The following is a 22120-nucleotide window of genomic DNA, read 5'->3' on the forward strand; positions in this document are numbered from 1 at the left end:
CACGCTGCGAGCGCCGCTTTTCCACTATTGCGTCAACGCAGAGCCGCTTCTTGCGGCTCGACCGGCGACGCTGCGCCGGCCTCCCGCAATTACTGCCCCGTCAGCTTTTTAGGCTTCGGCGGCGCCTGAACCTTGTTGTACTGGAACTCGGGCGTTGCCTTCAAAGCATCTTTGGTGGCGCCCGCCAGATAGAAATTCCCCTCGCGAATATCCAGCGCTGCGATAGGCACCGCTACGTCGTGCGATGCCACGCCCAGGAAACCGCCTGCGGAGACGATGGCTGCGGACAGCGAGCCGTCCGGCGCGATCACCAGATCGCGGACCGTGCCGATTTTCGCGTTCTGGTCGTTGTAGACCGACTTGCCGAGAATGCTCTTCTTCACACTCCAGCCGCTCAGCAGCGCATTCGACTGCTCGACTGTGACGCTCAGCGGTTGCGTGCCGGCGACTTGCGCCTGTGCACCAAGGCTGGTTGCAGCTACCGCGACGACAACAACAAGTTTGCCCACCGTCATATCGCTTACTCCCTTTTTAGTAGACTTGACCGGCGCATGGCCCGCGCCGTATGGAATCGCTGCACCCCGATCATACAGACTGCGCGGCGCGGTTGCATCCAGCGTGCCGCAAGGTCGCACGCGCACACCTCGCCGCGCCGACGCCGCAGCGTTCGGGGATGACGTCACGGCCCGAAGCGCATGGCGGTAAAATCGCGCAAGGCGATCACGCCGGTTTTCGAGGTGGCAGTTTGACTGAGCTTGAACAGGGTTTCATCTTGACCCGGCATTGGCGGGACACGCCCGCCGGCACCGAAGTCGATTTCTGGCTGGCCACGGACAGTGGGCCCCGGCACGTGCGCTTACGCCCTCAGCCTTCGGTGGCGTTCATTCCCGCCGAACATCGCGAGCGCACGGAAACGATCCTGCGCCGCGAAGCGCCGCTCGATCTGCGAGTGCTCGATCTGTGCGACTTTCAGCAACGGCCGGTCATGGGGCTTTACTGCCCGCAGTACCGGCAATTGACGGGCTTCGAGAAACGCCTGAAGCAAGGCGGCGTCGACGTCTACGAAGCCGATATCTTTCCGCCCGAGCGCTACATGATGGAGCGCTTCATCACGGCGCCCGTGTGGTTCAGCGGCGACGCGCAGAGCGCCGGAAAGAGCGGTCCGCTCGTGAACAGCGAACTCAAGCCGGCCGCCGGCTATCGCCCGCCCTTGAAGCTCGTGTCGCTCGATATCGAAACGAGCGCTCACGCCGAGTTGTATTCGATCGCGCTGGAAGGATGCGGCCAGCGTCAGGTGTATATGCTGGGGCCGCCGAACGGCGACGCGGGCACGCTCGACTTCGAGCTCGAATACTGCGAAACCTGCGCGCAGTTGCTGGAGAAACTGAACGCGTGGCTCGAACGGTACGATCCCGATGCGATCATCGGCTGGAATCTGGTGCAGTTCGATCTGCGCGTGCTGCAACAGCATGCCGAACAATATCGCGTACCGCTGCGGCTCGGCCGTGGCGGTGCGGTGATGGAATGGCGCGAGCACGGGCTCAAGCAGAACCACTTCTTCGCCGGCGCCGCGGGACGGTTGATTATCGACGGCATCGAGGCGCTGCGCTCGGCGACCTGGAGTTTCCCTTCGTTCAGTCTCGAACATGTCTCGCGCACCGTGCTGGGCGAAGGCAAGGCGATCGACAATCCGTATCAACGCATGGACGAAATCCAGCGCCGCTTCGACGAGGACAAGCCCGCGCTCGCGCGCTACAACCTCAAAGACTGCGAGCTGGTCACGCGCATCTTCGCTAAAACAGAGTTACTGCCGTTCCTGCTGGAACGCGCGAGCGTAACCGGTTTGCCGGCGGATCGCAGCGGCGGATCGGTGGCGGCGTTCACGCATCTGTATATGCCGCGCATGCATCGGCAAGGCTATGTCGCGCCCAATCTCGGCGACGTGGCCGGCGCCGCGAGCCCCGGCGGTTTCGTGATGGATTCGCGCCCCGGTCTCTACGACTCCGTGCTAGTGCTCGATTACAAGAGTCTGTATCCGTCGATTATCCGCACGTTTCTGATCGACCCTGTCGGTCTTGTCGAAGGCATGCTGAATCCCGCCGACGATCAATCGGTTCCGGGCTTTCTCGGCGCGCGCTTTTCACGCACGCGCCATTGTTTGCCGTCGATCGTCGGGCAAGTGTGGCAAGGCCGCGAAACGGCCAAACGCGAGAACAACAAGCCGCTTTCGCAGGCATTGAAGATCATCATGAATGCCTTTTACGGCGTATTGGGATCGACCGGTTGCCGCTTCTTCGATCCGCGTCTCGCCTCGTCGATCACCATGCGCGGCCACGAAATCATGCATGCCACGCGCGAACTGATTCAAGCCGAAGGCTACGAAGTCATTTACGGCGATACGGATTCGACCTTCGTGTGGCTAAAACACGCGCACAGCGAGGCGGACGCGAGCCGCATCGGCCGCGCGCTGGTCGAGCATATCAACGCGTGGTGGCGGCAGAATCTGCAGGAGAGATTCGGGCTCGACAGCGCGCTCGAACTGCAATTCGAGCGGCACTATCGGCGCTTCTTCATGCCGACGATTCGCGGCGCCGAAGAAGGCAGCAAGAAACGCTACGCCGGCCTCACAGTGCTGCCGGACGGCAGCGAAGACATCGTCTATAAGGGACTCGAAACGGTACGCACCGACTGGACGCCGCTCGCGCAGCAGTTTCAGCAGGAACTGTATCGGCGCATCTTCACGCAGCAACCGTATCAGGATTACGTGCGCGACTATGTGCGCGACACGCTCGACGGCAAGCTCGATGATCAGCTCGTGTATCGCAAACGGCTGCGCCGGCCGCTCGAAGAATACGAGCGCAACGTGCCGCCGCATGTGCGCGCCGCGCGTGTGGCGGACGAGTTCAACCGGCGGCAAGGGCGCCCGCTGCAATATCAGAACGGCGGCTGGATCAGCTATGTGATGACGGTTGCCGGCCCCGAGCCGCTGGAAACGCTGCGCTCGGCAATCGACTACGAACATTATCTGACGCGTCAATTGCAGCCCGTCGCCGACGCTATCCTGCCGCTCCTGCGCGACGATTTCACGACCTTGATGTCAGGGCAGAAGCAGTTGTTCTGACGCAGTGTTAGCATCGGGCGTATCGACGACGCACTGCAAAGGCCACGCATGAACGAGTCGCATCCGATCGCGGCAGACGCGCTGAAATCCGAACCGCAAACCGCCGCGAACCGTGTGTTTTCAGACGGTGCGCTCAGTCTCGGACTCACCCTGCCGCTGCTGCGCGCCGGCACGATCGTCGCCGATTTCGACGAGCAGCTGGCGCTCGCGCGTCTGGCCGACGAACGCGGCTTTCGCGCGCTCTGGATCCGCGACGTCCCGCTGAACAGCGCGGACTACCCGGACCCTGTCGGCCATCTCGACCCGTGGGTATTCCTTGGTGCGCTCGCTGCGAACACGCGGCGTATCGCGCTTGTGAGCGGCGCCATCGTGCTCACGCTGCGTCACCCGCTGCATATTGCCAAGGCGGCGCTGTCCGTCGATACGCTCAGCCACGGACGCTTTATTCTGGGTCTGGGTTCAGGCGACCGTCCGCCGGAATATGCCGCATTCGGGCGCGACGCGGACGAGCGGCGCGAGTTGTATCGCAGTCACTGGGAGACGGTTGCCGCCGCGCTCGGCGCACCGTCGCGCGTGATTCCCGATCGCACGCCCGAAGGTGCGCCTACCTTTCAGCTGCTGCCCGCGCATTCGCGCGCGGTTCCGCTGCTTGCGGTGGGTTCGGGCGGTCAGAGCGTCGACTGGATCGCGCGCCATTCGCTGGGGTGGATGACGTACCATCGCGAGCCGGACGCGCAACGCGCCCGCTACAGCATGTGGCGCGCCGCCGTCGAACGCGCGGCGCCCGAAGCGTTTCGCGCGTTCGGCGTCGCGATGCGGCTCGAACTCAGCAGCGATCCGCATGAGCCGGCTCAGGCCGTGACGCTCGGCTACCGGACCGGCCGGCTCGCGTTGATCGACATACTCAAAGCGTTGCGCGCGGACGGGACGCACCATGTGACGTTCAATCTGTCGTCGGAGCGTCCCGTCGCTGAGATCGTCAACGAACTCGCCGATGAGGTATTGCCGCTGTTTCATCAGGAGACGTAGAAGCGCGCTGCGCACCCGCTTCGACTCACGGCGTGGATGGCCGGTCCGTGTCGTACAAGCGGTCCGGGATAAACAGCGCGCTCACGCCGCTCAGGAAGAACACCGCGCCGACCACGAGGAAACCCATACCGATGGAAAACTGCGTGGCCAGAAAACCGATGACGATAGGCGCCGCGCCCGAGCAGAAGCGCCCCAGGTTATAGGAGCCGCCCACCGCAGTGCCGCGGATGGAAGTGGCGAAACTCTCGGACATGAACGTGCCGATCGTGCCCATTGGTACGCCGTAGAGGAACCCGAAGAAAAGCTTGAGAACGGCAATGTTCTCCCGCGTATGCCAGAAGATGATCACCGGCAGAAAGAGCGCGGCGCCCACGCCGCCGAGTACATACACACCACGCCGGCTCCAGCGGTCGCCCAAAGCCGGCGAAGATTTTGCCGATGAACGCGACGACGTAAGTCCCGATCATGTACCCGGCCAGTGAGCTGAACTTGATATGCAGTTCTTTTTCGAGGTACGTCGGCAGCCAGTTATTCAAGCCGTAGAACCCGGAAAGAATGAAAACCGAGGCCAGCGTCCACAGGATAAACGGGGTTCGCGTCTGTCGATTGCTGAAAATCACGTGGTAGCGGCTGTCGCGCCAGCGGCGCTGGCTCGTGCGCTCGATGGCCCGGCTCGCCCTCCAGCTAGCCGGCTCGGGCACCGCGAACTTGATCGCCAACGCAAACACCACGGGTATGGCCGACACGTAGTACAGCGTGCGCCACCCGTAGTGCGGCAAAATCCAGATGCTCAGCGCAATGATCACGATATAACCGGCCGAAATGCCGGCCTGCAAAGCTCCCAGAATCAGCGAGCGCCGTTCCGTGGGCACGTATTCGGCAACGAGCGTCGTGACCAACACCGTGGAGCCGATGCCCAACGAACCGATAAAGCGGACGACCGCGAACTCCACGAAGCTGTACGTGAGTCCAAGCAGCCCCGCGCCGACCGAAAAGAGCGCCAACGCCCAGACCACCACCCTCACCCGCCCGATGCGACCGCTCGCCCAGCCGCCGAGAATCCCGCCGACTGCCATGCCCAGCAACATCAGGCTGTCGTCAATGCGATAAAAGCGCGTGATGGCGAGACAGCGGCCCGTTGCATGCGCGAGCATCTGCTGAGCGTTCAAGAGCGCGCATCGGGCAAGGAATGACTCGCGGCGCAGGCGATGTATGCGAGCAAAGTAGTTGACCGTAACGAACACATCGAGCCGCACGAAACGCTTGAGTCCATCCGCAATTTGACCTAGAAATGAGGATGCGCAAATTGCCCGTTATTCGTATTGAGTTAAACGAGTCATTCTCCTGCCACTTGCCGACGGTACGCTGGATGCAATACAGCGCGCACGAGACCGGCTCGAAATAGCTTTTACCCATCACGCATTTCAGGAAACAAAGTCAGCCGACGATTCATATCAATCATCGCTACGCTCAGGAGAGCATCAGTCATGGTCGCAAGAAAACGAATTCATGCTGCGCTCCTCGCCGCGACGATCGCCGCGATTGCGCCGGCCAGTCAGGCGCAAAACACCACCGACTGGCTGGCGAACACGTATGGCACTCTCGCCGCCCACGTCGGTAACGCCGCGCGCTCCATGTGGGTCGCGCCCGAAGGCGTCCTCTATACGGCCTCCATGTGGGACGAGTACGAGGGCGGCGTCGCGATCTATCAGAACCACCGCAGCGCTGGCTCCATCGGCGCTCATGGCGAATTTCAGGGGAGCGCCATCACCGGTAATGCCAAGTCGATTTTCGTGGCGCTCCAGTACAGCGCGTCGTACGGAAGCGGCGCGGTGGGACGATACAACCGCGCTACTGGCGCTCGCGATCTTTTCATCCAGGTTACTGCATCGAAGAATCAGCCGCGGGTCGACGTCATCACCGGACTTGCCACGGCGGGCTCGCTCCTCTATACGAGCGACATCGACGGCAATCGCGTGCGTATCTACACCACCGACGGTGTCTGGCAGCGCGACATCAACGTCCCGGGCCCCGGCGCGCTCGCCGTGGATGGCGCGGGCAACGTCTGGATCGCGCAGAAAAGTGCGGGCACGATCGTCGAGTTCAGTTCAGCCGGGGCACTGCTGAATACCATCCAGATGCCCGCCGGATCGCAGCCGTCGGCGCTCTATTTCGATGCGTCGTCGGGACAGCTCATGGTGGGCGACGAGGGGCCCGACATGAACATCAAGCGCTACACGCTCTCGGGTACGCCGACGCTGGCCGGCACGTTCGGCGTTCAGGGCGGGTATCTCGATACCACGACGGGCATCAAAGGCCAGGTCGGCGCGAAGCGCTTCACTCGCATCGCCGGCATCGGCAAGGACACCGCGGGCAGCCTCTATGTGCTCAACAACCCGTGGGGCGGCAGCTGGGACCTCGGCCGCAATGGCGGCACCGACATTCATGCGTATAGCAGCGCCGGCAATCTGCAGTGGACGCTGCGGTCCCTCAACCTCGAAGGCGACGCCGTACCCGACCCGCTCACGGACGGCACCATGTTCTATGGCGGCACCAACATCTACAGCGGCAGCGCCGGCGGCGCCTTCGTCGCGAACACCGTCGATCCGTTCGCCTATCCGTCGGACCCGCGCATCGACATCAACGATACTTCACGCGACGAGCACTTCGCTCACCTTGCCACGGTCGGCGCCAACCGGATCCTCGTGGCGTCCGGCCAGAATCCCGATGTCTACTACTTCTTCCACTTCAATGCCGCGAATGGCTATATCGCCATACCGGACGCCACCCTTCCCGGTGCGGCGTTCAAAACCACCGCACTGGTCAGGGACGGTTTCTGCATCGACAGCAAGGGCGGCGTGTGGGCCGGTCTGGACAAGACGGGCTACATCTATCACTACCCGCTGACCGGCTTCGACGCCAGCGGCAAACCATCGTGGGGACCCGGCATCCCCATCCGCATTCCCGCGAGCATCCAGCCGCTGACACGCATTCTCTACCTCGCGGACAGCGACACGATGATCCTCGGACAGGGCGTTGTCGGGAGTACGGACTGGACGGGGATCGGCACGCGGATCGAGGTGTATCACGGCTGGAGCGCGGGCAATACCACCACACCCAATCCGGTGATCAATCTCACCCACGCCGGCGCCAAGTCGATCGACGCGGCCGGCCGCTATCTTTTCGTCGGCTACTGGTTCGGCAGCGGGCCCGCTTTGCCGGACATCGACGCCTTCAATCTCGCTACAGGCAACCTCGACGCAACGCTCGTGAACACCAGCCCCCGTACCGTGGACGCCAGCAGCGCGATCGATGCGATGTACAGCGTCAAGGCCTACCTTCGATCGACCGGCGAGTACGTGGTCACGAAGAACAACGTCAAGGGCTCCAGCATCGCCGTTTATCGCTGGACGCCGTGATCGGATGCGAAGACGTCGATTTTCACGGCTGTGAACTTGTCTACCGCGATATTTTTTCGAGCTCGATACCCTTCGTGCGCGGTCCCATCAATCCGATCGCCAGCATGACGATCAGCATCGCTCCAGCGATAAAGACGAAAACCCCGGTGGTACCGAACTGCTTCAACACAGCGGCAATCAGAAATGCCGTGAAGATCGCCGAAAAACGGCTCCACGAATAAACGAATCCCACCGCGCGCGCCCGAATGCTGGTTGGAAAAAGCTCAGTCTGATACGCATGGTAGCTGTATGAAATGATGTTGCCCGCAAGCGTCAGACACACACCGAGACTGACCAGCAACACGGCGCCCGCAGCCTGGCTGAACCACAGGCCGCAGACGATGTTCACCCCCGCCATCACCACGATCACGGTCTTGCGCTCGAAGCGGTCGCCGATGAAAAGTCCGATGAGCGGACCTACGGGCGCAGCCAAAGCGATCACGCTCGAATACATCAGGCTCGTGGTGATCGTAATGCCCTGTTTGATCAGCAGCGTGGGCACCCAGTTCGCAAAGCCGTAGAAGCCCACGGTCTGGAAGATATTGAAGATCGTCATCATCAGCGTGCGGCTGCGATACGGCGGCACCCACATATCGCGGAAGCTGCCGCGTGGCGCGACCGGCACCGGCGGCGCGGGCGGCGGCAACTCGCGGCCGTATTCGCGGCGCACTTTCGCTTCGAGGGCCGTCATCACGCGGTCGGCTTCGGCAAGGCGTCCTTGCTGTGCGAGCCAGCGCGGGCTTTCCGGCAACGCGCGACGAATCCACCACACGAACAGCGCGCCATGCGCGCCGATCAGCACGACCCAGCGCCAGCCGTCGAGACCAAGCAATGTGCGCGGCACCAGCAGATACGACAGGAACGCCACAACCGGCACAGCCGTAAAACCGACCGCCTGCTCGCACGCGAACGCGCGGCCGCGAATCTGCTTGGGCACGAGTTCGGAGATGTACGTGCCGATCGTCACCAGTTCGACGCCGATGCCGACCCCTGCCACGAAGCGCCAAAAGTTCAAGCCGGTCGCCGTTTCCTGAAACGCCATCACCACATTGGCCGCCGTGTACCACAGCAGCGAATACGTGAACACGGCGCGGCGTCCGAAGCGATCCGCCAGAAAACCGCACGCGATCGTGCCGATAAAGAGGCCGCTAAACAGCGCCGCGATGAAACTCGCGACACCGGTCGAGCCGAACAGGCCGTGGGTGGTCGCGCTCAGCAGACCGCTTTTGACGAGGCCTGGCGCGACATACCCGGAGTACAGCAGATCGTAGAGTTCGAAGAAGAAGCCGAGGCTCAGCAACACCACCAGCTTCCAGACGGAGCGCGTGGCGGGCAGCCGGTCGAGGCGCGCAGAAATGCTGCCGGCATCGAGCGGCGCGGCCGCGGCGGCGCGCTTGGCCGTGTTATCGGAATGCGCCGCGTCGCCGCTTTTCTTCGCGACAGAGCCGGCGTGATCGGGGGATGCCATGTTGTATGTCTCCTGGTGATACTCGCGAAACGATAGGGTTCGCCGGACCGGTCTCGCCGGCCTCTTGTACTTGCGCGCGTCACGCGCACCACGATGCCGGACCCAAGGTCCGGCCAGCATTCTAGCCGCGTGCGCGCTTCAATTGTTCGAAGGTGGTGATTTTTCCGGCCAGCGCGCTCGCCGCCACCGTGTACGGACTCGCGAGCCACACATTGCCCGGCCCCGAACGGCCCGGGAAATTGCGGTTGATCGCGCTGATCGTCACTTCGTTCGCCTCGGCCGATTGGCCCGGCCCGCAATTCGCGCACGACCCGCAGCCCGGCATGACGAGCGTCACGCCCGCGCGCTCGAAGACCGGCAAATAACCGCGCTCCTCGCAATACGCGCGCACCGCCATGGTGCCGAACTGCAAGTAGAGACGCGTTCCCTCGGGCACGCCTAGACCGTGCTCGACGCCCCAATGCAGCACCTCGTGATAGAAATCGAAGTCTTCGCGCTTGCCCGCCGTGCACGAGCCACCGTAAGCGATATCGATGGCGACGTCCTGTTCCAGTTGCGGCGCCGGCACGCCGTTGCCGGGGTCGCCGGGACGCGCGAGCATCGGTTCGATCGCGCCTGCGTCGATACGGATGGTGTCGCGATAGGTGGCGCCCGCATCGCTTTTCATCCAGTTTTCAAGGGTGAAATCGACGCCGCGCCGCTCCTTGAGAAACGCCACTGTACGTTCGTCCGGTTCGACGATGCCGGTGAAGCCGCCCAGTTCCGCGACCATGTTGGTCAAGGTCGCACGCTCGTCGATCGACATCGCGCGCACGGCCGCGCCGCCGTATTCGAACACGAGGCCGATCGCGTCACCCGAGCGGATCGCATCCATTTGCAGCAGATGCAGCACCACGTCCTTCGCGGTCACTCCATCGCGCAAGTGGCCGCTGATTTCAATGCGCAAAGTCTCCGGCACTTTGCAGCGCACATAGCCCGTCACCCAGCTATTGGCGATTTCCGTTGCGCCCGCACCGAACGCGAGGCAGCCGAGCGCACCCGAATGCGGCGTGTGTGAATCGGTGCCGCACGCCACTTGCCCCGGCAATGCGTATTGCTCGGCCATCAAGGCATGACAGATCCCTTCGGAGCCCGGCATGCTGTCGAGCGCGCCATGCGAGCGCACCGGATAGTCACGCGAGAAAGACGTATGCCCTTCCATCAGATTGGCGACGCCCGGCAGCAGACCGTCGCGCACGTGCGGAATGCTCTGCGATGCGAGCACCAGATGATCCTGGAACGCGATGATGTGATCCGGCGCATGCAGCGGCGCCGGCTTGCCGAACGCGCGATGCATCAGATGCGCGCACATGCCGGTGAAGTAGTCGTGGCTGAAGCGCCAGTCCGCGGCGATGAACACGCCATCGCCGCGTCGCGCACCCACGCTGGCCGGGTGCAGATGGCGCTCGATGATCTTCTCGACCAGCGTCTTCGGCTTCTCAGCCTGCGGCGCGTCAGCGTCAGCGCTATCGCCCGGGCGCGGCGCGGGCCAGTCGGCGAACTTGCTGTATGCGAGCAGGCCGCCGCTGCGAATGATCTGCTGCGTGAGCGCGTCGCGTCCCTTGAGGAATTCGTCGATCGGCACCGCTTCCCCCGCGCTCAACCGATCGAGCACGGAAAAGTCCGTGGTGGTGAGAATGCCGATGTTGTCGCAGTTCTGCTGATAGATCCGCTCGAAGCTTTCCGCGACGATCAACCGGATGCCGGCCGAGAGTTCCGCCAACGGACTCGATTCGCGCGACGATCCCTTGCCGTAGCGCTTGCCCGCCACCGTCACCTGGAAGCCGCCATTCTTCACCGCATCGCGGCCGATCGGCATGCGCTCGCCGGCCTTGAAGCCGACGTACGGATATTGGCCGAGGCGCTCGTCGTAGGTGAGCATGACGGTGACCGGCGTGATCTCGTCGGTGGAGACGTTGTCGCGCAGCGGACCGGCCGTGGCGCGCGTGAAGTTCTCGCCGGCGAGTTGCGCCTCGATCACCGCGGGGTCCTGGGACAGGTACAGCACGCGGCCGTCCAGACGAATCGTGTCGCTCATGGGCATTCTCCTTGCGCCCACTATACGGCGCGCATGAGCAATGCCGAAGTGCCGGTGCGGCAACGCAGACCTCTCGTTTGGCGATGATGGGCGCGATCGTACTCGACACGGTTGTCCGGGCATCGGCGCGTCGCCGGCGGCGCAGACACGCCTGTACCGATTCGCCCGCCGTGGCTCGCGTCAACCGCCCTTGCCGAGAAACCCGACCAGCGCCGCCGCGCTCGCGCTCAACTGATCGCGTGACTTGAAGATCATGATGAGGTGGCGCACCGCCCAGGCATCGCTCAAAGACAGTAGGCTCACGTCGAGTGCATTCAGATAGAGCAGCCCGACCTGTTCAGGCACGACCGCGATGCCGAGCCCGGCATGCACCATCCGGCAGAGCGCGTCGAGACTGCTGACGCGAATCTTCACATCGAGTTGCCGCCCCGCGCCGGCTGCCTGCTGCGTGAGCAGTTGCGTCAGCGCGCTCTCGCTGCGCAGTCCGACGAAGCTGTCATCGAGCAGGTCGTCGAAGCTCACCCGCAACGCGCCGGCGAGCCGATGGCCGCCCGGCACCAGCACCGCCAGCCGATCCTGCCGGTACGGCACCTGCTCGAACGCCTCACTGCCCGCCACCGAATTGCAGATGCCGAAGTCCGCCGCGTGCTCACCGACAATCCGCAGCACGTCGGCGCTATTTTCCTCCTCCAGTTCGATCGACACCTCCGGGAACGCGCGCCCGAACGCGGCCACATCTTCCGGCAAAAACTGCACGATGGAGGACAGATTCGCCACCACCCGCACGCGCCCTTTCGCGCCCGACGAGAAACGCGACAGCTCCGCGCTCATCTGCTCGATATTGCCGATGATCGCCAGCGCGTAACGCAGCACGGTCTCGCCGACCGGCGTCACGGTGATGCCTCGCGACTGCCGCTGGATCACCGGCAAGCCGATCACCGCCTCGATCTCGGCGATGCGCCGGCTCACCGCGGACGATGCGATGAACTCGCGCTCCGCCGCGCGCGCGATATTGCGCTCCTGGCAGACGGCGACGAACAGGCGCAGCGAGGTGAGGTCGAGTTTCTTGAGAAGGTTTTCCATTGTTGATGCTTCATGCACGGTGACGCTGAAGAACCCAACAGCAAACCCGGCATCGGCATGAAGGGACCGGTAAAAAAGATGGGCCAGTGTAACGCCCTTCTCCAGACCAGAATGCCTGCCATTCGCGCAAGCGGCTTTCGATTCGCTTCATTGCTGCCTACGCTACGAAAACGCCGCGCCGGAGACGATCTCCAACGTGTCGCTCCTCAGCAATCAGGTGACGCTCGCGTGCTAAAACGCGGAAGGTCCTGGCACGTTCACGCGCTGATGCCGCCGCGTTCATCGCAGGATGTCGGTCGCCTTGTGCCGCTCGTCCACGCCGTCGATCAGGATCACCGGCCCGCGCGCATGCCGCGTGCGCAGCGGCAGGATGCGCCGATACGCGTCCGACGCGTACCAGGCGCGCGCGGCGGCGAGATCGGGGAACGCGATCGCGATCAGATCGCCGCGCCATTCGCCTTCGAGTATCTCAGGGCGTGCGCCATGCACGATGAAATGGCCGCCGAACGGCGCAAGCGTGGCGTCGATGCACTTGAGGTATTCGACGATCTCCTTGCCCAGTTCGACGTCGTGCAGATGGGCAATCGCGTAGGCGGTCATGGCGTGGCTCCTGGTCATGAGTGGATGCGGATCGAAAACTTGCATGCCGCTCATGGTCGACTCGGGCATGACGCGCGTCGATTACCTGTGAGGTAAAAGAACTCGCCGTGTTGCGCGTGCGGCGAGCACGCCGCGCGGCGAGGCGGCTGCACATCGCCTCCAGTTCGGCCATCACCTCGAACATCTCGATCAGTCTGTGCAGGCTGATCTTCGCGACCGCGGCGCCATGCCGCGGCCGCATCTCCACCATGCCGGCCGCGGCCAGTTGGAGCAGCGCTTCGCGCACGGGCCCGCGCTGATCGCCCGCCGCTCGGGTCACGCCCGCGACGCCGTCGCTTTTTCACATCAGCCCGGGTGCTTCCGGCGTCCTCGTTGCCGCGTCGTCTTGCGCCTAGAATACCTTTGATCCAACAAGGTTTTTTGCAAAATCGCGGCATTTCATCGCTCCGCGAAACAAGCTATTGTAAAAAAGTTAAAAGACTTTGGAACCGGTTCCATTTATCATTCCGCCGGCAATCCGATGAATGCCGGAACGCAATCGCGCGCTCCAATCTGGTGACTAGAACACTATGCCCTCATCCCCTATCAGTTCTCGCCGTGGCTTTTTACGTACGGCTATCGCTCTGGTCCCGGCCGGCACGCTCGCCGGCTGCGAGGTCAAGCAAGCCACGACGGCCTCCGTGCCGGGTTCGGGCCAAAGCGCGAACCCGGGCCGCGCGTCCGGCGCGGACTACAAGCCGCATTTCTTCGACGCGAAGGAATGGGCGTTCATCCACGCCGCGGTCGACCGTCTGATTCCACCGGACAGCGAAGGCCCCGGCGCCGTGGAAGCCGGCGTGCCCGAATTCATCGACCGGCAGATGGATACGCCGTACGCGCACGGCGCGCTCTGGTACATGCATGGTCCGTTCACGCAGGGCGCGCCCGAACTCGGCTACCAGTTGAAGCTTGTGCCACGCGATCTGTACCGCCTCGGCATCGCGGCGGTCAACGCCTACTGCACGAGAACCTACGCGCATCCGTTCGACGCCCTCGACGCCGCCACGCGCGACACCGTGCTCGGCGCGCTCGAGAAGGGCAAGGTCGATCTGGAGAACGTGCCGGCCGGCGTGTTCTTCGGACAACTGCTGCAAAACACGCGCGAAGGCTACTTCTGCGATCCGATCCACGGCGGCAACCGCGACATGGGCGGCTGGAAGATGATCGGCTTCCCCGGCGCGCGCGCCGATTTCATGGACTTCGTCAATCAGAACGGCGCGGCTTATCCGTATGGCCCCGTGTCGATCGAAGGAAAGCGCACCTGATGTCTACTCAAACCAAACCGCACGTCGACGCGGTGATCGTCGGCTTCGGCTGGACCGGTGCGATTCTCGCGAAGGAACTGACCGAAGCCGGCCTGAAAGTCGTCGCGCTGGAACGCGGCGAATATCGCGACACCTATCCGGACGGCGCGTATCCCAACACCATCGATGAACTGACCTACAACGTCCGCAAGAAGCTCTTTCTCGATCTTTCGAAGACCACGGTCTCGATCCGTCATGCGCCGAGCGATACCGCTCTGCCGTATCGCCAGTTGGCTGCGTTCCTGCCGGGCGAAGGCGTCGGCGGCGCGGGCCTGCACTGGTCGGGCGTGCATTTCCGCATCACGCCGGAAGAACTGCGCCTGAGAAGCCACTACGAGGAACGCTACGGCAAGCGCTTCATTCCCGAAGGCATGACGATCCAGGATTACGGCGTCAGCTACGACGAACTCGAACCGCATTTCGACTTCGCGGAGAAAGTGTTCGGCACCTCGGGCCAGGCGTACAAGGTCAACGGCAAGGTAGTCGGCGACGGCAACATTTACGAAGCGCCGCGTAGCGACAACTTTCCGCTCGCCGCGCAACTGAACACCTATTCGGCGGAGCGCTTCGGCAAGGCCGCGCGCGAACTCGGGCTAAATCCGTACCGTTTGCCGTCGGCGAATACATCGGGGCCGTACACCAACCCGTACGGCGTGCAGATGGGTCCGTGCAATTTCTGCGGATTCTGCAGCGGATACGCGTGCTACATGTATTCGAAGGCCTCACCGAATCTCAACATTCTGCCCGCCCTGAAGCCGTTGCCGAACTTCGAATTGCGCTCGCGTTGCCACGTGCTGCGCGTCGAACTCGACGACACGAAAAGGCGCGCCAAGGGCGTGACGTATGTCGATCCGGCGGGCAATGAAGTGTTCCAGCCGGCGGATCTCGTGATTGTTGCGGCGTTCCAGTATCACAACGTTCATCTGCTTCTGCTGTCGGGCATCGGCAAGCCCTATGACCCGATCTCGGGCGAAGGCGTGGTCGGCCGCAATTTTGCGTACCAGAACCTTTCGACCATCACCGCGTTCTTCGATAAAGACACCTTCACCAATCCGTTCATCGGCGCGGGCGGCAACGGCGTCGCGGTCGACGACTTCAATGCCGACAACTTCGATCACGGCCCGCTCGGTTTCGTCGGCGGCTCGCCGTTGTGGGTCAACCAGGCCGGCACCAAGCCGGTCAGCGGCATCGCCACGCCGGCCGGCACCCCGAACTGGGGCGCCGACTGGAAGAAGTCGGTGAAAGACCACTATGCCCACACCATTTCGATGGATGCGCACGGCAGCAACATGTCGTACCGCGACGTGTTCCTCGACCTCGATCCGACCTATCGCGATTCGTACGGCCAGCCGCTGTTGCGCATGACCTTCGACTGGAAGGACAACGACATCAAGATGGCGCGCTACGTGACCGGCCAGATGCACAAGATCGCGCAGCAGATGGGCCCGAAATCGATCAACGTCTACACACGCGAATTCGGCGCGCACTTCGACTCGCGCCGCTATCAGACCACTCACCTGGTGGGCGGCGCGGTGATGGGCACCGATCCGAAGACAAGCGTGCTGAACCGCTACCTGCAAAGCTGGGACGTGCACAACGTGTTCGTGATGGGCGCCTCGGCGTTTCCGCAGGGCATCGGCTACAACCCGACCGGACTCGTCGCGGCGCTGGCTTACTGGTCGGCGCGGGCGATCCGCACGCAGTATCTGAAGAACCCCGGGCCGCTGGTGAGCGTATGACGAAGAAGATCCATAACAAACGCCTCGCGCGAGCGCTCAAACGCGTGGGCGCGGCGGCTGTGCTGGGCATAAGCACGCTTGCCGCACACGCGGCAGCGCCACAAAGCCAGAACGACGCAACGCTGATCGCGCACGGCGAATATCTCGCGCGGGCCGGCGATTGCATCGCGTGTCATTCGGCGCCCTCAGGCAAGCCTTTCGCCGGCGGGCTGAAGTTCGACACGCCGATCGGCGCGATCTACTCGACCAATATCACGCCGGAGCGCAACACCGGCATCGGCGCGTGGACCTTCGCGCAGTTCGATCGCGCGGTGCGCGCCGGCGTGAAGCCGAACGGCGACACGCTGTATCCGGCCATGCCGTTCCCGTCGTATGCGCGCCTGAGCCAGGACGACATGCACGCGCTGTATGCGTACTTCACGCAAGGCGTCGCGCCGGTGAACCAGAAGAACAAACCGGTCGACATCGTCTGGCCGCTGTCGATGCGCTGGCCGCTCGGCATCTGGCGTCACCTGTTCGCGCCCGAGCCGGTTTCGTTCGACGCGAAGCGTTACGCCGATCCGGTGATCGCGCGTGGCGCGTACCTGGTCCAAGGCCTCGGCCATTGCGGCGCGTGCCACACACCGCGCGCGGCGACGATGCAGGAGCGCGCGCTGAGCGACCTCGACGGCCCGGCGTTTCTCGCGGGTGGCGCGGCGATCGACGGTTGGATTCCGTCGAGCCTGCGTGGCAATCCGCGCACCGGCATCGGCGCGTGGAGCGAAGCCGATCTCGTGCAATTCCTGAAGACCGGACGCACGCAGCACAGCGCGGCCTTCGGCGGCATGACGGACGTCGTGCAGCACAGCATGCAGCATATGAGCGACGCCGATCTCACCGCGATCGCGCGTTATCTGAAGACGCTGCCGTCGACCGATCCGCAGGAAACGCCGTACGCATACGACGACACTGCCGCGCGCGCGCTGCGCATGGGCGACGCAACCGCGCCGGGCGCGGCCGTCTATCGCGACAACTGCACGGCCTGCCACCGCAGCGACGGTCGCGGCTACAACCGCGTGTTTCCGGCGCTGGGCGGCAATCCGGTCGTGCAGGGCAAGGACGCCACCTCGCTGATTCACGTGCTGCTCACCGGCAGCACGCTGGAAGGCACGAAGACCGCGCCCTCCTCATTTACGATGCCGGCCTTCGGCTGGCGTCTGAACGATCAGGAGGTCGCGGATGTGACCAACTTCGTGCGCAACAGTTGGGGCAACCGCGGTTCAACGGTCAGCGCGACGGATGTCGCCCACGTCCGCAAGACCGTCACGGTGCGCGCGCCCGACATGCCGCCAGGCGCCGCCCTGGCTCACTGATCGCATGCGGCCTTGCGTGACGCGTCCCGCGCGAGGGACGCGTCACAGATATGGCAAGCGCCGCTGCGCATACCCGCTTCATGCAGTCCGCTCCGTCATCCGTGAGCGGGCTTTCGCGTGCGCGAAAAAAAGAAAGATCGCCATTCAGGCGACTTGAGATAGAAGTTCCAACCAGGCTATGACTACGATGAAGAACCAATGGATTGCCGCACCCCTCTTGATGACGTTCGCCGGTATTGCGTCCGCGCAGAGTTCCGTCGTGCTGTACGGCATCGTCGATGCGGGCATTTCGTATCGCAGCAACGAGCGCACCGGCACGGCCGGCAACTATAGCGGCCACTCGAACGTCGCCGTGACGAGCGGCAATCTCTCCGGCAGCCGCTGGGGCATCAAGGGTCAGGAGGACCTGGGCGGCGGCTGGAACGCGTTGTTCCAGCTCGAGGACGGCTTCGACATCACGAACGGCAAGACCGGCCAGAACGGCGGCCTGTTCGGGCGTCAGGCGTACGTGGGCATCGGCAGCAGGCAGTTCGGCACGATTACGCTGGGGCGCCAGTACACCTCGCTGAACGACTTCGTTTCGCCGGTGGCCCCGGTGGCGATGGTCGGCGGCTACGGCGCGCATCCGGGCGATATCGACGATCTGGATCAGACCGCGCGCGTCAACAACTCGATCAAGTACACAAGCGCGAATTATGCAGGCTTCACGTTCGGCGCGCTGTACGGTTTCGGCGGCCAGCCCGGCGGCCTGAAGCAGCAGAACACCTGGAGCGTGGGCGCCGCCTACGGCAACGGTCCGCTGCACGTGGGCGTCGGCTACGAACGCTCCGACAACAGCAAGACCGGCACGCAGGACACGACCTACGGCAAATGGAGCGGCACGGACGACGGCCTGTTCAATTCATCGATCAACGAAGGCTACGCCAGCGCGCAATCGCAACAGATCGTCGCGACGGGCGCGACGTACGACTTCGGGCCGGCGATCGTCGGTGTGAATTACAGCAACGTGCAGTATCGCTCCGGGGCGGACTCGCTGTTCAAGGGTCACGCGACGTTCAACATCGCCGGCGTCTTCGGACAATGGACGGTCCGTCCCGCCGTGCAACTGTTCGCGGGCTACAGCTACACGCGTGGCGGCGAAGTGGAGGGCGTGGATGAGCGCGCGCAATATCACAACGTGACGCTTGGCGCGCAGTATGCGCTGTCCAAGCGTTCGACTGTGTATCTGATGGGTGGTTATCAGCACGCGTCGGGCGGCACGCTGGATGCGCTCGGGCATCCGGTCGCGGCGACTGCATCGGTTAGCGACAAGGGCAACGGGCACTCGTCGGCGACGCAATCGCAGGCGATTGTCAGCATCGGCGTGCGGCATAAGTTTTAAAGCTTCAACGCGGCGCCACGGTTCAACGGCGGCTGCTGTGGCGACGGCCTGCCAATTGATCTAGCGCTGCGGCTGCGCCGCCGCGTCGAGCATCTCCAGATGACGCGCCTCGGTCTCGTCGTCGGCGGGGAACATGCATTCGAGGCGCAACTCCTGCGCCGCGATCGTCTGCGGCGTGCCCACGGTCGCGACCATCGAGAAATACTTCATGACGTGGCCGTTTTTGACGAAACCGATCGGGATCACCGGCATGGCCGCCGCCGACGCGGTTTCGGCGGCCAACTCGGGATGGCCCGGCTCCCTGTTCTTTTCCCCATCCGGGTAGGCACGCAACGCATCGAGCAACTCGCGCGTCCGATCATCGATCACGCGCCCCACCGACTCGCGGTAGACGCGCTGAATCAAACTATCCGCCACGGTCTGCCAGTCGGCCACGAAAGGGCGCATACCTTCCGGATCGAACACCAGATGCAGCATGTTGCGCGGCCCCTTGCGCGCCGCCATGTCGATAAAGCAATTGAAAAAACGTGGCGCCGCCTCATTGGTCATCAGAACGTTCCAGTAGCGGTCCATGGCGAGCGCTGGAAACGGTTCATGCTGACGCAGCATGCGTCCGAGCGCATTCGTGACGCTATGCATTTCTTGCGCATTCCATGCGGCGTCGGCATACATTGGCGCGTAGCCTGCTGCCAGCAGCAGGGTGTTACGTTCGCGCAGCGGGATGTCGAGCGCCTGCGCGATATCCATCAGCATCTGACGGCTGGGCACGCTGCGTCCGCTTTCGATGAAGCTGATATGACGCTGCGAGATGCCGGCATTGAACGACAGGTCCAACTGGCTGATGCCGCGCACGTCTCGCCAGTGACGCAACAAGACGCCGAGATCGTTCGGTGGCGCTTTTTTGGATGGGTTCGCAGGATTCATCGTGTGTTCCTGTCCGCAAGATGTTACCGGTAAGAGGTTCGGCGAGCGCCGCTCGGCGAACCTCGTCGGTCAGGATACTCGCTAGCGGTGAGTGCACCTTCCTTGCGGGAATCAAGCCGTCCAGGCGTGGACCTGAAACTGCGCTTCCAACGGCGGTTGCGTGATGCTGCCCACGTAGTTCGTGATGGTCGAGGCTGCCGCCACCGCGAGCACTTCGAGTACCTGATCGCGACGGAAACCGGCTTCGAGAAATGCGCTCACGTCGCGCTCGTCAAGATGGCCGCGTTTCTGGATCGCATTTTTCGTCAACGTGGCAATCGCGGCATGCTTGGGATCAGCAGGCGTGCGGCCTGCGCGAAGCGCTTCGACATCGGCGGGCGTGAGTCCCTCGTTCAGCGCTAGTGCCGTGTGAAACGCGACTGCCCAAGCGCACGCGTTGGTGACGGCGTTCGTCAGCAACAGCGTCTGGATCTGCGCTTCGGTGAACGTGCCCGAATGGACTTTCTGAAACAGATTGATGAACGCACCGATCAGCACGGGCGACTCGGCCATGGCTCCCGCGATGTTGGGGATGAAGCCAAAGGTCTGCTGGAGTTGTTGCAATACCGGTTTGGATTGCTCCGGCGCGGAGTCGATGGTGTGAACCTGAAACGTCGACATGATGTGTCCTTGATAGTGAACGCGGTTCGGGGTGAACCGCGCGACCACCGAAGATTAGGCTTGGGGGTGAGGGTCGGCAATTACCTTGGATGTAATAGAAACGGCGAATGGGGCAACCGTGTCTACCCGCGAGTGGGTCACTCGACGCCCACGTTGGGGCGTGAAAATTTGGTTATCCGCCAATGAAATTTGGGAAATTTCACACAGCATGATTTCGCCAGATTGGTGCAAACTTGATTATGTGCATCCCTATATACACGAACAATAAACATGAGAGACGTCTTAACCGAACCCGGTGAATTTGAGGTGCCGTCCCCTATTCGTTGCAATTCAACCGAGGGCAATGCAGCACCCGTCGCCACGTCCGCTTCCGCAGACTCCTATCAGTCCGTTTTCAACCTTCTACGCGCCGCTTTGATGGAATGCGCGCCGCCTGCGGTCACAAAGGCGATCGTGGTCCATCGCCGCTTTACGCAAGCATGCTTTGCCGCACATGAGGATCTGGATGCGTTTCTGTCCAAAGATCCGGCTCAACGCGGTTCAGCGGTGATCACGCTGACTGGCTCCACGTCATACAAAGCGATCCTGCATTACCGGCTTGCCCACGCGTTGATTGCCATAGGCAATGCCGGTGGGTTTGCATTTAACGAACTCGAAGCCTATGCCACCCTCGTTTCAAGTCGCGGCAAACTGCTGTCCGGCGCGGAGATACATCCTCGATGCGAAATCGGCAGGCGTTTTGTTCTGGATCATGGCTGGGGATCGGTCATCGGCGAGACGAGCGTGATTGGTCACGATTGCTACATGCTCGGAGGTGTGACCTTAGGTGCCGCGGGTATTGCAAACAACCCGTCCGCCAGGCGTCACCCCAGTTTGGGGGATCGCGTACAGATCGGCGCGTTCGCCCGTATCTTCGGCAACATTCAAATCGGCAACAATGTATTCATCGGCACGCATTGCTGTATCACACAAGATATCCCTTCAGATTCCATTGTTACGCTTCGGTCGGAGACGCAAGTTGTACGTGGCGGTAACGCCGCCAAATGCGCTTAACCGGATTGCATAGTCGAGGTCACCCAATTAATGCTCTCATTCCCCAGACATACGGTCAGACTCTATTATTCGGATAACTTGCTATATAAAACGCGGTCCGTTGTTTCGAAGATCGGTAGCGACTATGTCGAACTGAACGCAACTGTTGCTTATCCCGAGGGAGGTGGCCAGGAATCCGACACAGGCACGCTAGCACTGCCGTGCGGCAATGCGATCCGATTCATTCACGTGCGTAAAATGTACGGCCGACGCGCCAACATTCCTGGCTTTCCGGACATTCAGCTAGGCGGGATTATCGAACATGTGATTCACCCGGAAGACATTCAATATCTCGCCGCGCTGCAAGTAGATGACGAAGTGCAGATCAGTATCGACACGATGCGTAGGGCTCAATTGTCCTTGAGCCACACTGCGTCGCATCTGCTATATCTGGGTGTCGGCAAGATCAGACCTGACGCCATTGCATGGACACTGGGATGCCACATCCGGACAGATGGCGCTCGCTTCGATTTCGGCGTCGGTAGCCGCTTTACGCCTGACGAAGTCCTGGCCATCGAGCAGATCGCGAACGACTTCGTGGCTCGCGGCAGCGCGGTTACAACGCGCGCCCATCCGGACCATATCGAAGCCCGCTATTGGCAATGCGAGGACAATCTCATACCTTGCGGGGGCACCCACATCGGCAACACCGCACCCATCGGGCGGATAAGCGTCCGCCGCAAGAGCATGGGGTCGGGTAAGGAACGTCTGTCGTGTCAATTCGACAACGCGCGCTTCGATACGGCTTCTTTCCACGCTGCTGACGGCGTAGCGCTTCGCGGGGAGTAGTGTC

The 22120-nt window shown here is 62.7% G+C and carries 16 protein-coding genes and 3 pseudogenes; 10 read left to right on the plus strand and 9 right to left on the minus strand.

Annotated features, from left to right (window positions below):
* Positions 1 to 89: 89 nt before the first annotated feature.
* The gene (locus B0G82_RS21785; RefSeq protein ID WP_116145506.1) at positions 90 to 515 is read right to left on the minus strand and encodes a PRC-barrel domain-containing protein; all 426 of its coding nucleotides are present in this window, start codon (positions 513 to 515) and stop codon (positions 90 to 92) included.
* A 230-nt stretch (positions 516 to 745) separates the two neighbouring features.
* Here B0G82_RS21785 and B0G82_RS21790 point away from each other — a divergent pair, with 230 nt between their 5' ends.
* Together B0G82_RS21790 and B0G82_RS21795 are read left to right on the plus strand one after the other, a co-directional pair.
* Positions 746 to 3121, plus strand: a complete 2376-nt coding sequence (locus tag B0G82_RS21790; RefSeq protein WP_121310770.1) for a DNA polymerase II — start codon at positions 746 to 748, stop codon at positions 3119 to 3121.
* A gap of 48 nt (positions 3122 to 3169) precedes the next feature.
* Complete coding sequence (locus B0G82_RS21795) at positions 3170 to 4150, plus strand: LLM class oxidoreductase (RefSeq protein WP_121309001.1); 981 nt, start codon at positions 3170 to 3172, stop codon at positions 4148 to 4150.
* Between the two features lie 25 nt (positions 4151 to 4175).
* Here the strand turns inward: B0G82_RS21795 and B0G82_RS41230 are convergent.
* Positions 4176 to 5244, minus strand: a pseudogene (locus B0G82_RS41230) (MFS transporter); the annotation flags it as partial.
* A gap of 8 nt (positions 5245 to 5252) precedes the next feature.
* On the opposite strand from B0G82_RS41230, the pseudogene B0G82_RS21805 reads away from it, so the two are divergent.
* Both B0G82_RS21805 and B0G82_RS21810 read left to right on the plus strand, forming a co-directional pair.
* Positions 5253 to 5343, plus strand: a pseudogene (locus B0G82_RS21805) (FadR family transcriptional regulator); the annotation flags it as partial.
* Positions 5344 to 5637: 294 nt separating this feature from the next.
* Positions 5638 to 7569, plus strand: coding sequence for an SMP-30/gluconolactonase/LRE family protein (locus tag B0G82_RS21810; protein WP_121309002.1), 1932 nt, complete (start codon positions 5638 to 5640; stop codon positions 7567 to 7569).
* A gap of 40 nt (positions 7570 to 7609) precedes the next feature.
* On the opposite strand, the gene B0G82_RS21815 is transcribed toward B0G82_RS21810, so the two are convergent.
* From B0G82_RS21815 to B0G82_RS21835, 5 genes and pseudogenes are all read right to left on the minus strand, one after another.
* Positions 7610 to 9076, minus strand: a complete 1467-nt coding sequence (locus B0G82_RS21815; protein WP_121309003.1) for an MFS transporter — start codon at positions 9074 to 9076, stop codon at positions 7610 to 7612.
* Between the two features lie 121 nt (positions 9077 to 9197).
* The gene (locus B0G82_RS21820; RefSeq protein WP_121309004.1) at positions 9198 to 11153 is read right to left on the minus strand and encodes an aconitase family protein; all 1956 of its coding nucleotides are present in this window, start codon (positions 11151 to 11153) and stop codon (positions 9198 to 9200) included.
* Between the two features lie 180 nt (positions 11154 to 11333).
* Complete coding sequence (locus B0G82_RS21825) at positions 11334 to 12236, minus strand: LysR family transcriptional regulator (protein ID WP_121309005.1); 903 nt, start codon at positions 12234 to 12236, stop codon at positions 11334 to 11336.
* A 279-nt stretch (positions 12237 to 12515) separates the two neighbouring features.
* Complete coding sequence (locus B0G82_RS21830) at positions 12516 to 12836, minus strand: DUF1330 domain-containing protein (RefSeq protein ID WP_121309006.1); 321 nt, start codon at positions 12834 to 12836, stop codon at positions 12516 to 12518.
* 127 nt (positions 12837 to 12963) lie between these two features.
* Positions 12964 to 13131 (minus strand): annotated as a pseudogene (locus tag B0G82_RS21835) (GntR family transcriptional regulator); the annotation flags it as partial.
* A 274-nt stretch (positions 13132 to 13405) separates the two neighbouring features.
* Here B0G82_RS21835 and B0G82_RS21840 point away from each other — a divergent pair.
* The 4 genes from B0G82_RS21840 to B0G82_RS21855 all read left to right on the plus strand — a co-directional run bounded on the left by B0G82_RS21840 (position 13406) and on the right by B0G82_RS21855 (position 18651).
* Positions 13406 to 14140: a gluconate 2-dehydrogenase subunit 3 family protein gene (locus tag B0G82_RS21840; protein WP_121309007.1), complete on the plus strand. Its 735-nt coding sequence runs from the start codon at positions 13406 to 13408 to the stop codon at positions 14138 to 14140.
* Positions 14140 to 15918 carry a GMC family oxidoreductase gene (locus B0G82_RS21845; RefSeq protein ID WP_121309008.1) on the plus strand — a complete coding sequence of 593 codons (1779 nt, stop codon included), beginning with the start codon at positions 14140 to 14142 and terminating at the stop codon, positions 15916 to 15918. Before B0G82_RS21840 ends, B0G82_RS21845 begins: the two co-directional genes overlap by 1 nt.
* Positions 15915 to 17270 (plus strand): cytochrome c, encoded by a 1356-nt coding sequence (locus B0G82_RS21850; RefSeq protein ID WP_121309009.1) that lies wholly within the window; start codon positions 15915 to 15917, stop codon positions 17268 to 17270. Before B0G82_RS21845 ends, B0G82_RS21850 begins: the two co-directional genes overlap by 4 nt.
* 187 nt (positions 17271 to 17457) lie before the next feature.
* A complete protein-coding gene (locus B0G82_RS21855; RefSeq protein WP_121309010.1) occupies positions 17458 to 18651 on the plus strand; it encodes a porin in 1194 nt (397 codons plus the stop codon).
* A gap of 60 nt (positions 18652 to 18711) precedes the next feature.
* Here B0G82_RS21855 and B0G82_RS21860 read toward each other — a convergent pair whose 3' ends face one another.
* Positions 18712 to 19575, minus strand: coding sequence for a helix-turn-helix transcriptional regulator (locus B0G82_RS21860; protein WP_121309011.1), 864 nt, complete (start codon positions 19573 to 19575; stop codon positions 18712 to 18714).
* A 111-nt stretch (positions 19576 to 19686) separates the two neighbouring features.
* A complete protein-coding gene (locus tag B0G82_RS21865) occupies positions 19687 to 20235 on the minus strand; it encodes a carboxymuconolactone decarboxylase family protein (RefSeq protein ID WP_121309012.1) in 549 nt (182 codons plus the stop codon).
* Positions 20236 to 20505: 270 nt separating this feature from the next.
* Here B0G82_RS21865 and B0G82_RS21870 point away from each other — a divergent pair, with 270 nt between their 5' ends.
* Positions 20506 to 21288: a serine O-acetyltransferase gene (locus tag B0G82_RS21870; protein WP_121309013.1), complete on the plus strand. Its 783-nt coding sequence runs from the start codon at positions 20506 to 20508 to the stop codon at positions 21286 to 21288.
* A gap of 78 nt (positions 21289 to 21366) precedes the next feature.
* Positions 21367 to 22116 (plus strand): alanyl-tRNA editing protein, encoded by a 750-nt coding sequence (locus B0G82_RS21875; protein ID WP_241974784.1) that lies wholly within the window; start codon positions 21367 to 21369, stop codon positions 22114 to 22116.
* Positions 22117 to 22120 lie beyond the last annotated feature (4 nt).

This window comes from Paraburkholderia sp. BL17N1, assembly GCF_003634175.1.
Taxonomy (GTDB): Bacteria; Pseudomonadota; Gammaproteobacteria; order Burkholderiales; family Burkholderiaceae; genus Paraburkholderia.

Excerpts from the sequence above, each read along its gene's own strand:
- B0G82_RS21860 (WP_121309011.1), bottom strand. The coding sequence starts at position 19,575 with ATGAATCCTGCGAACCCATCCAAAAAAGCGCCACCGAACGATCTCGGC.
- B0G82_RS21795 (WP_121309001.1), top strand. The coding sequence starts at position 3,170 with ATGAACGAGTCGCATCCGATCGCGGCAGACGCGCTGAAATCCGAACCG.
- B0G82_RS21830 (WP_121309006.1), bottom strand. The coding sequence starts at position 12,836 with ATGACCGCCTACGCGATTGCCCATCTGCACGACGTCGAACTGGGCAAG.
- B0G82_RS21845 (WP_121309008.1), top strand. The coding sequence starts at position 14,140 with ATGTCTACTCAAACCAAACCGCACGTCGACGCGGTGATCGTCGGCTTC.
- B0G82_RS21840 (WP_121309007.1), top strand. The coding sequence starts at position 13,406 with ATGCCCTCATCCCCTATCAGTTCTCGCCGTGGCTTTTTACGTACGGCT.
- B0G82_RS21870 (WP_121309013.1), top strand. The coding sequence starts at position 20,506 with ATGAGAGACGTCTTAACCGAACCCGGTGAATTTGAGGTGCCGTCCCCT.
- B0G82_RS21820 (WP_121309004.1), bottom strand. The coding sequence starts at position 11,153 with ATGAGCGACACGATTCGTCTGGACGGCCGCGTGCTGTACCTGTCCCAG.
- B0G82_RS21865 (WP_121309012.1), bottom strand. The coding sequence starts at position 20,235 with ATGTCGACGTTTCAGGTTCACACCATCGACTCCGCGCCGGAGCAATCC.
- B0G82_RS21855 (WP_121309010.1), top strand. The coding sequence starts at position 17,458 with ATGAAGAACCAATGGATTGCCGCACCCCTCTTGATGACGTTCGCCGGT.
- B0G82_RS21785 (WP_116145506.1), bottom strand. The coding sequence starts at position 515 with ATGACGGTGGGCAAACTTGTTGTTGTCGTCGCGGTAGCTGCAACCAGC.
- B0G82_RS21850 (WP_121309009.1), top strand. The coding sequence starts at position 15,915 with ATGACGAAGAAGATCCATAACAAACGCCTCGCGCGAGCGCTCAAACGC.
- B0G82_RS21815 (WP_121309003.1), bottom strand. The coding sequence starts at position 9,076 with ATGGCATCCCCCGATCACGCCGGCTCTGTCGCGAAGAAAAGCGGCGAC.
- B0G82_RS21810 (WP_121309002.1), top strand. The coding sequence starts at position 5,638 with ATGGTCGCAAGAAAACGAATTCATGCTGCGCTCCTCGCCGCGACGATC.
- B0G82_RS21825 (WP_121309005.1), bottom strand. The coding sequence starts at position 12,236 with ATGGAAAACCTTCTCAAGAAACTCGACCTCACCTCGCTGCGCCTGTTC.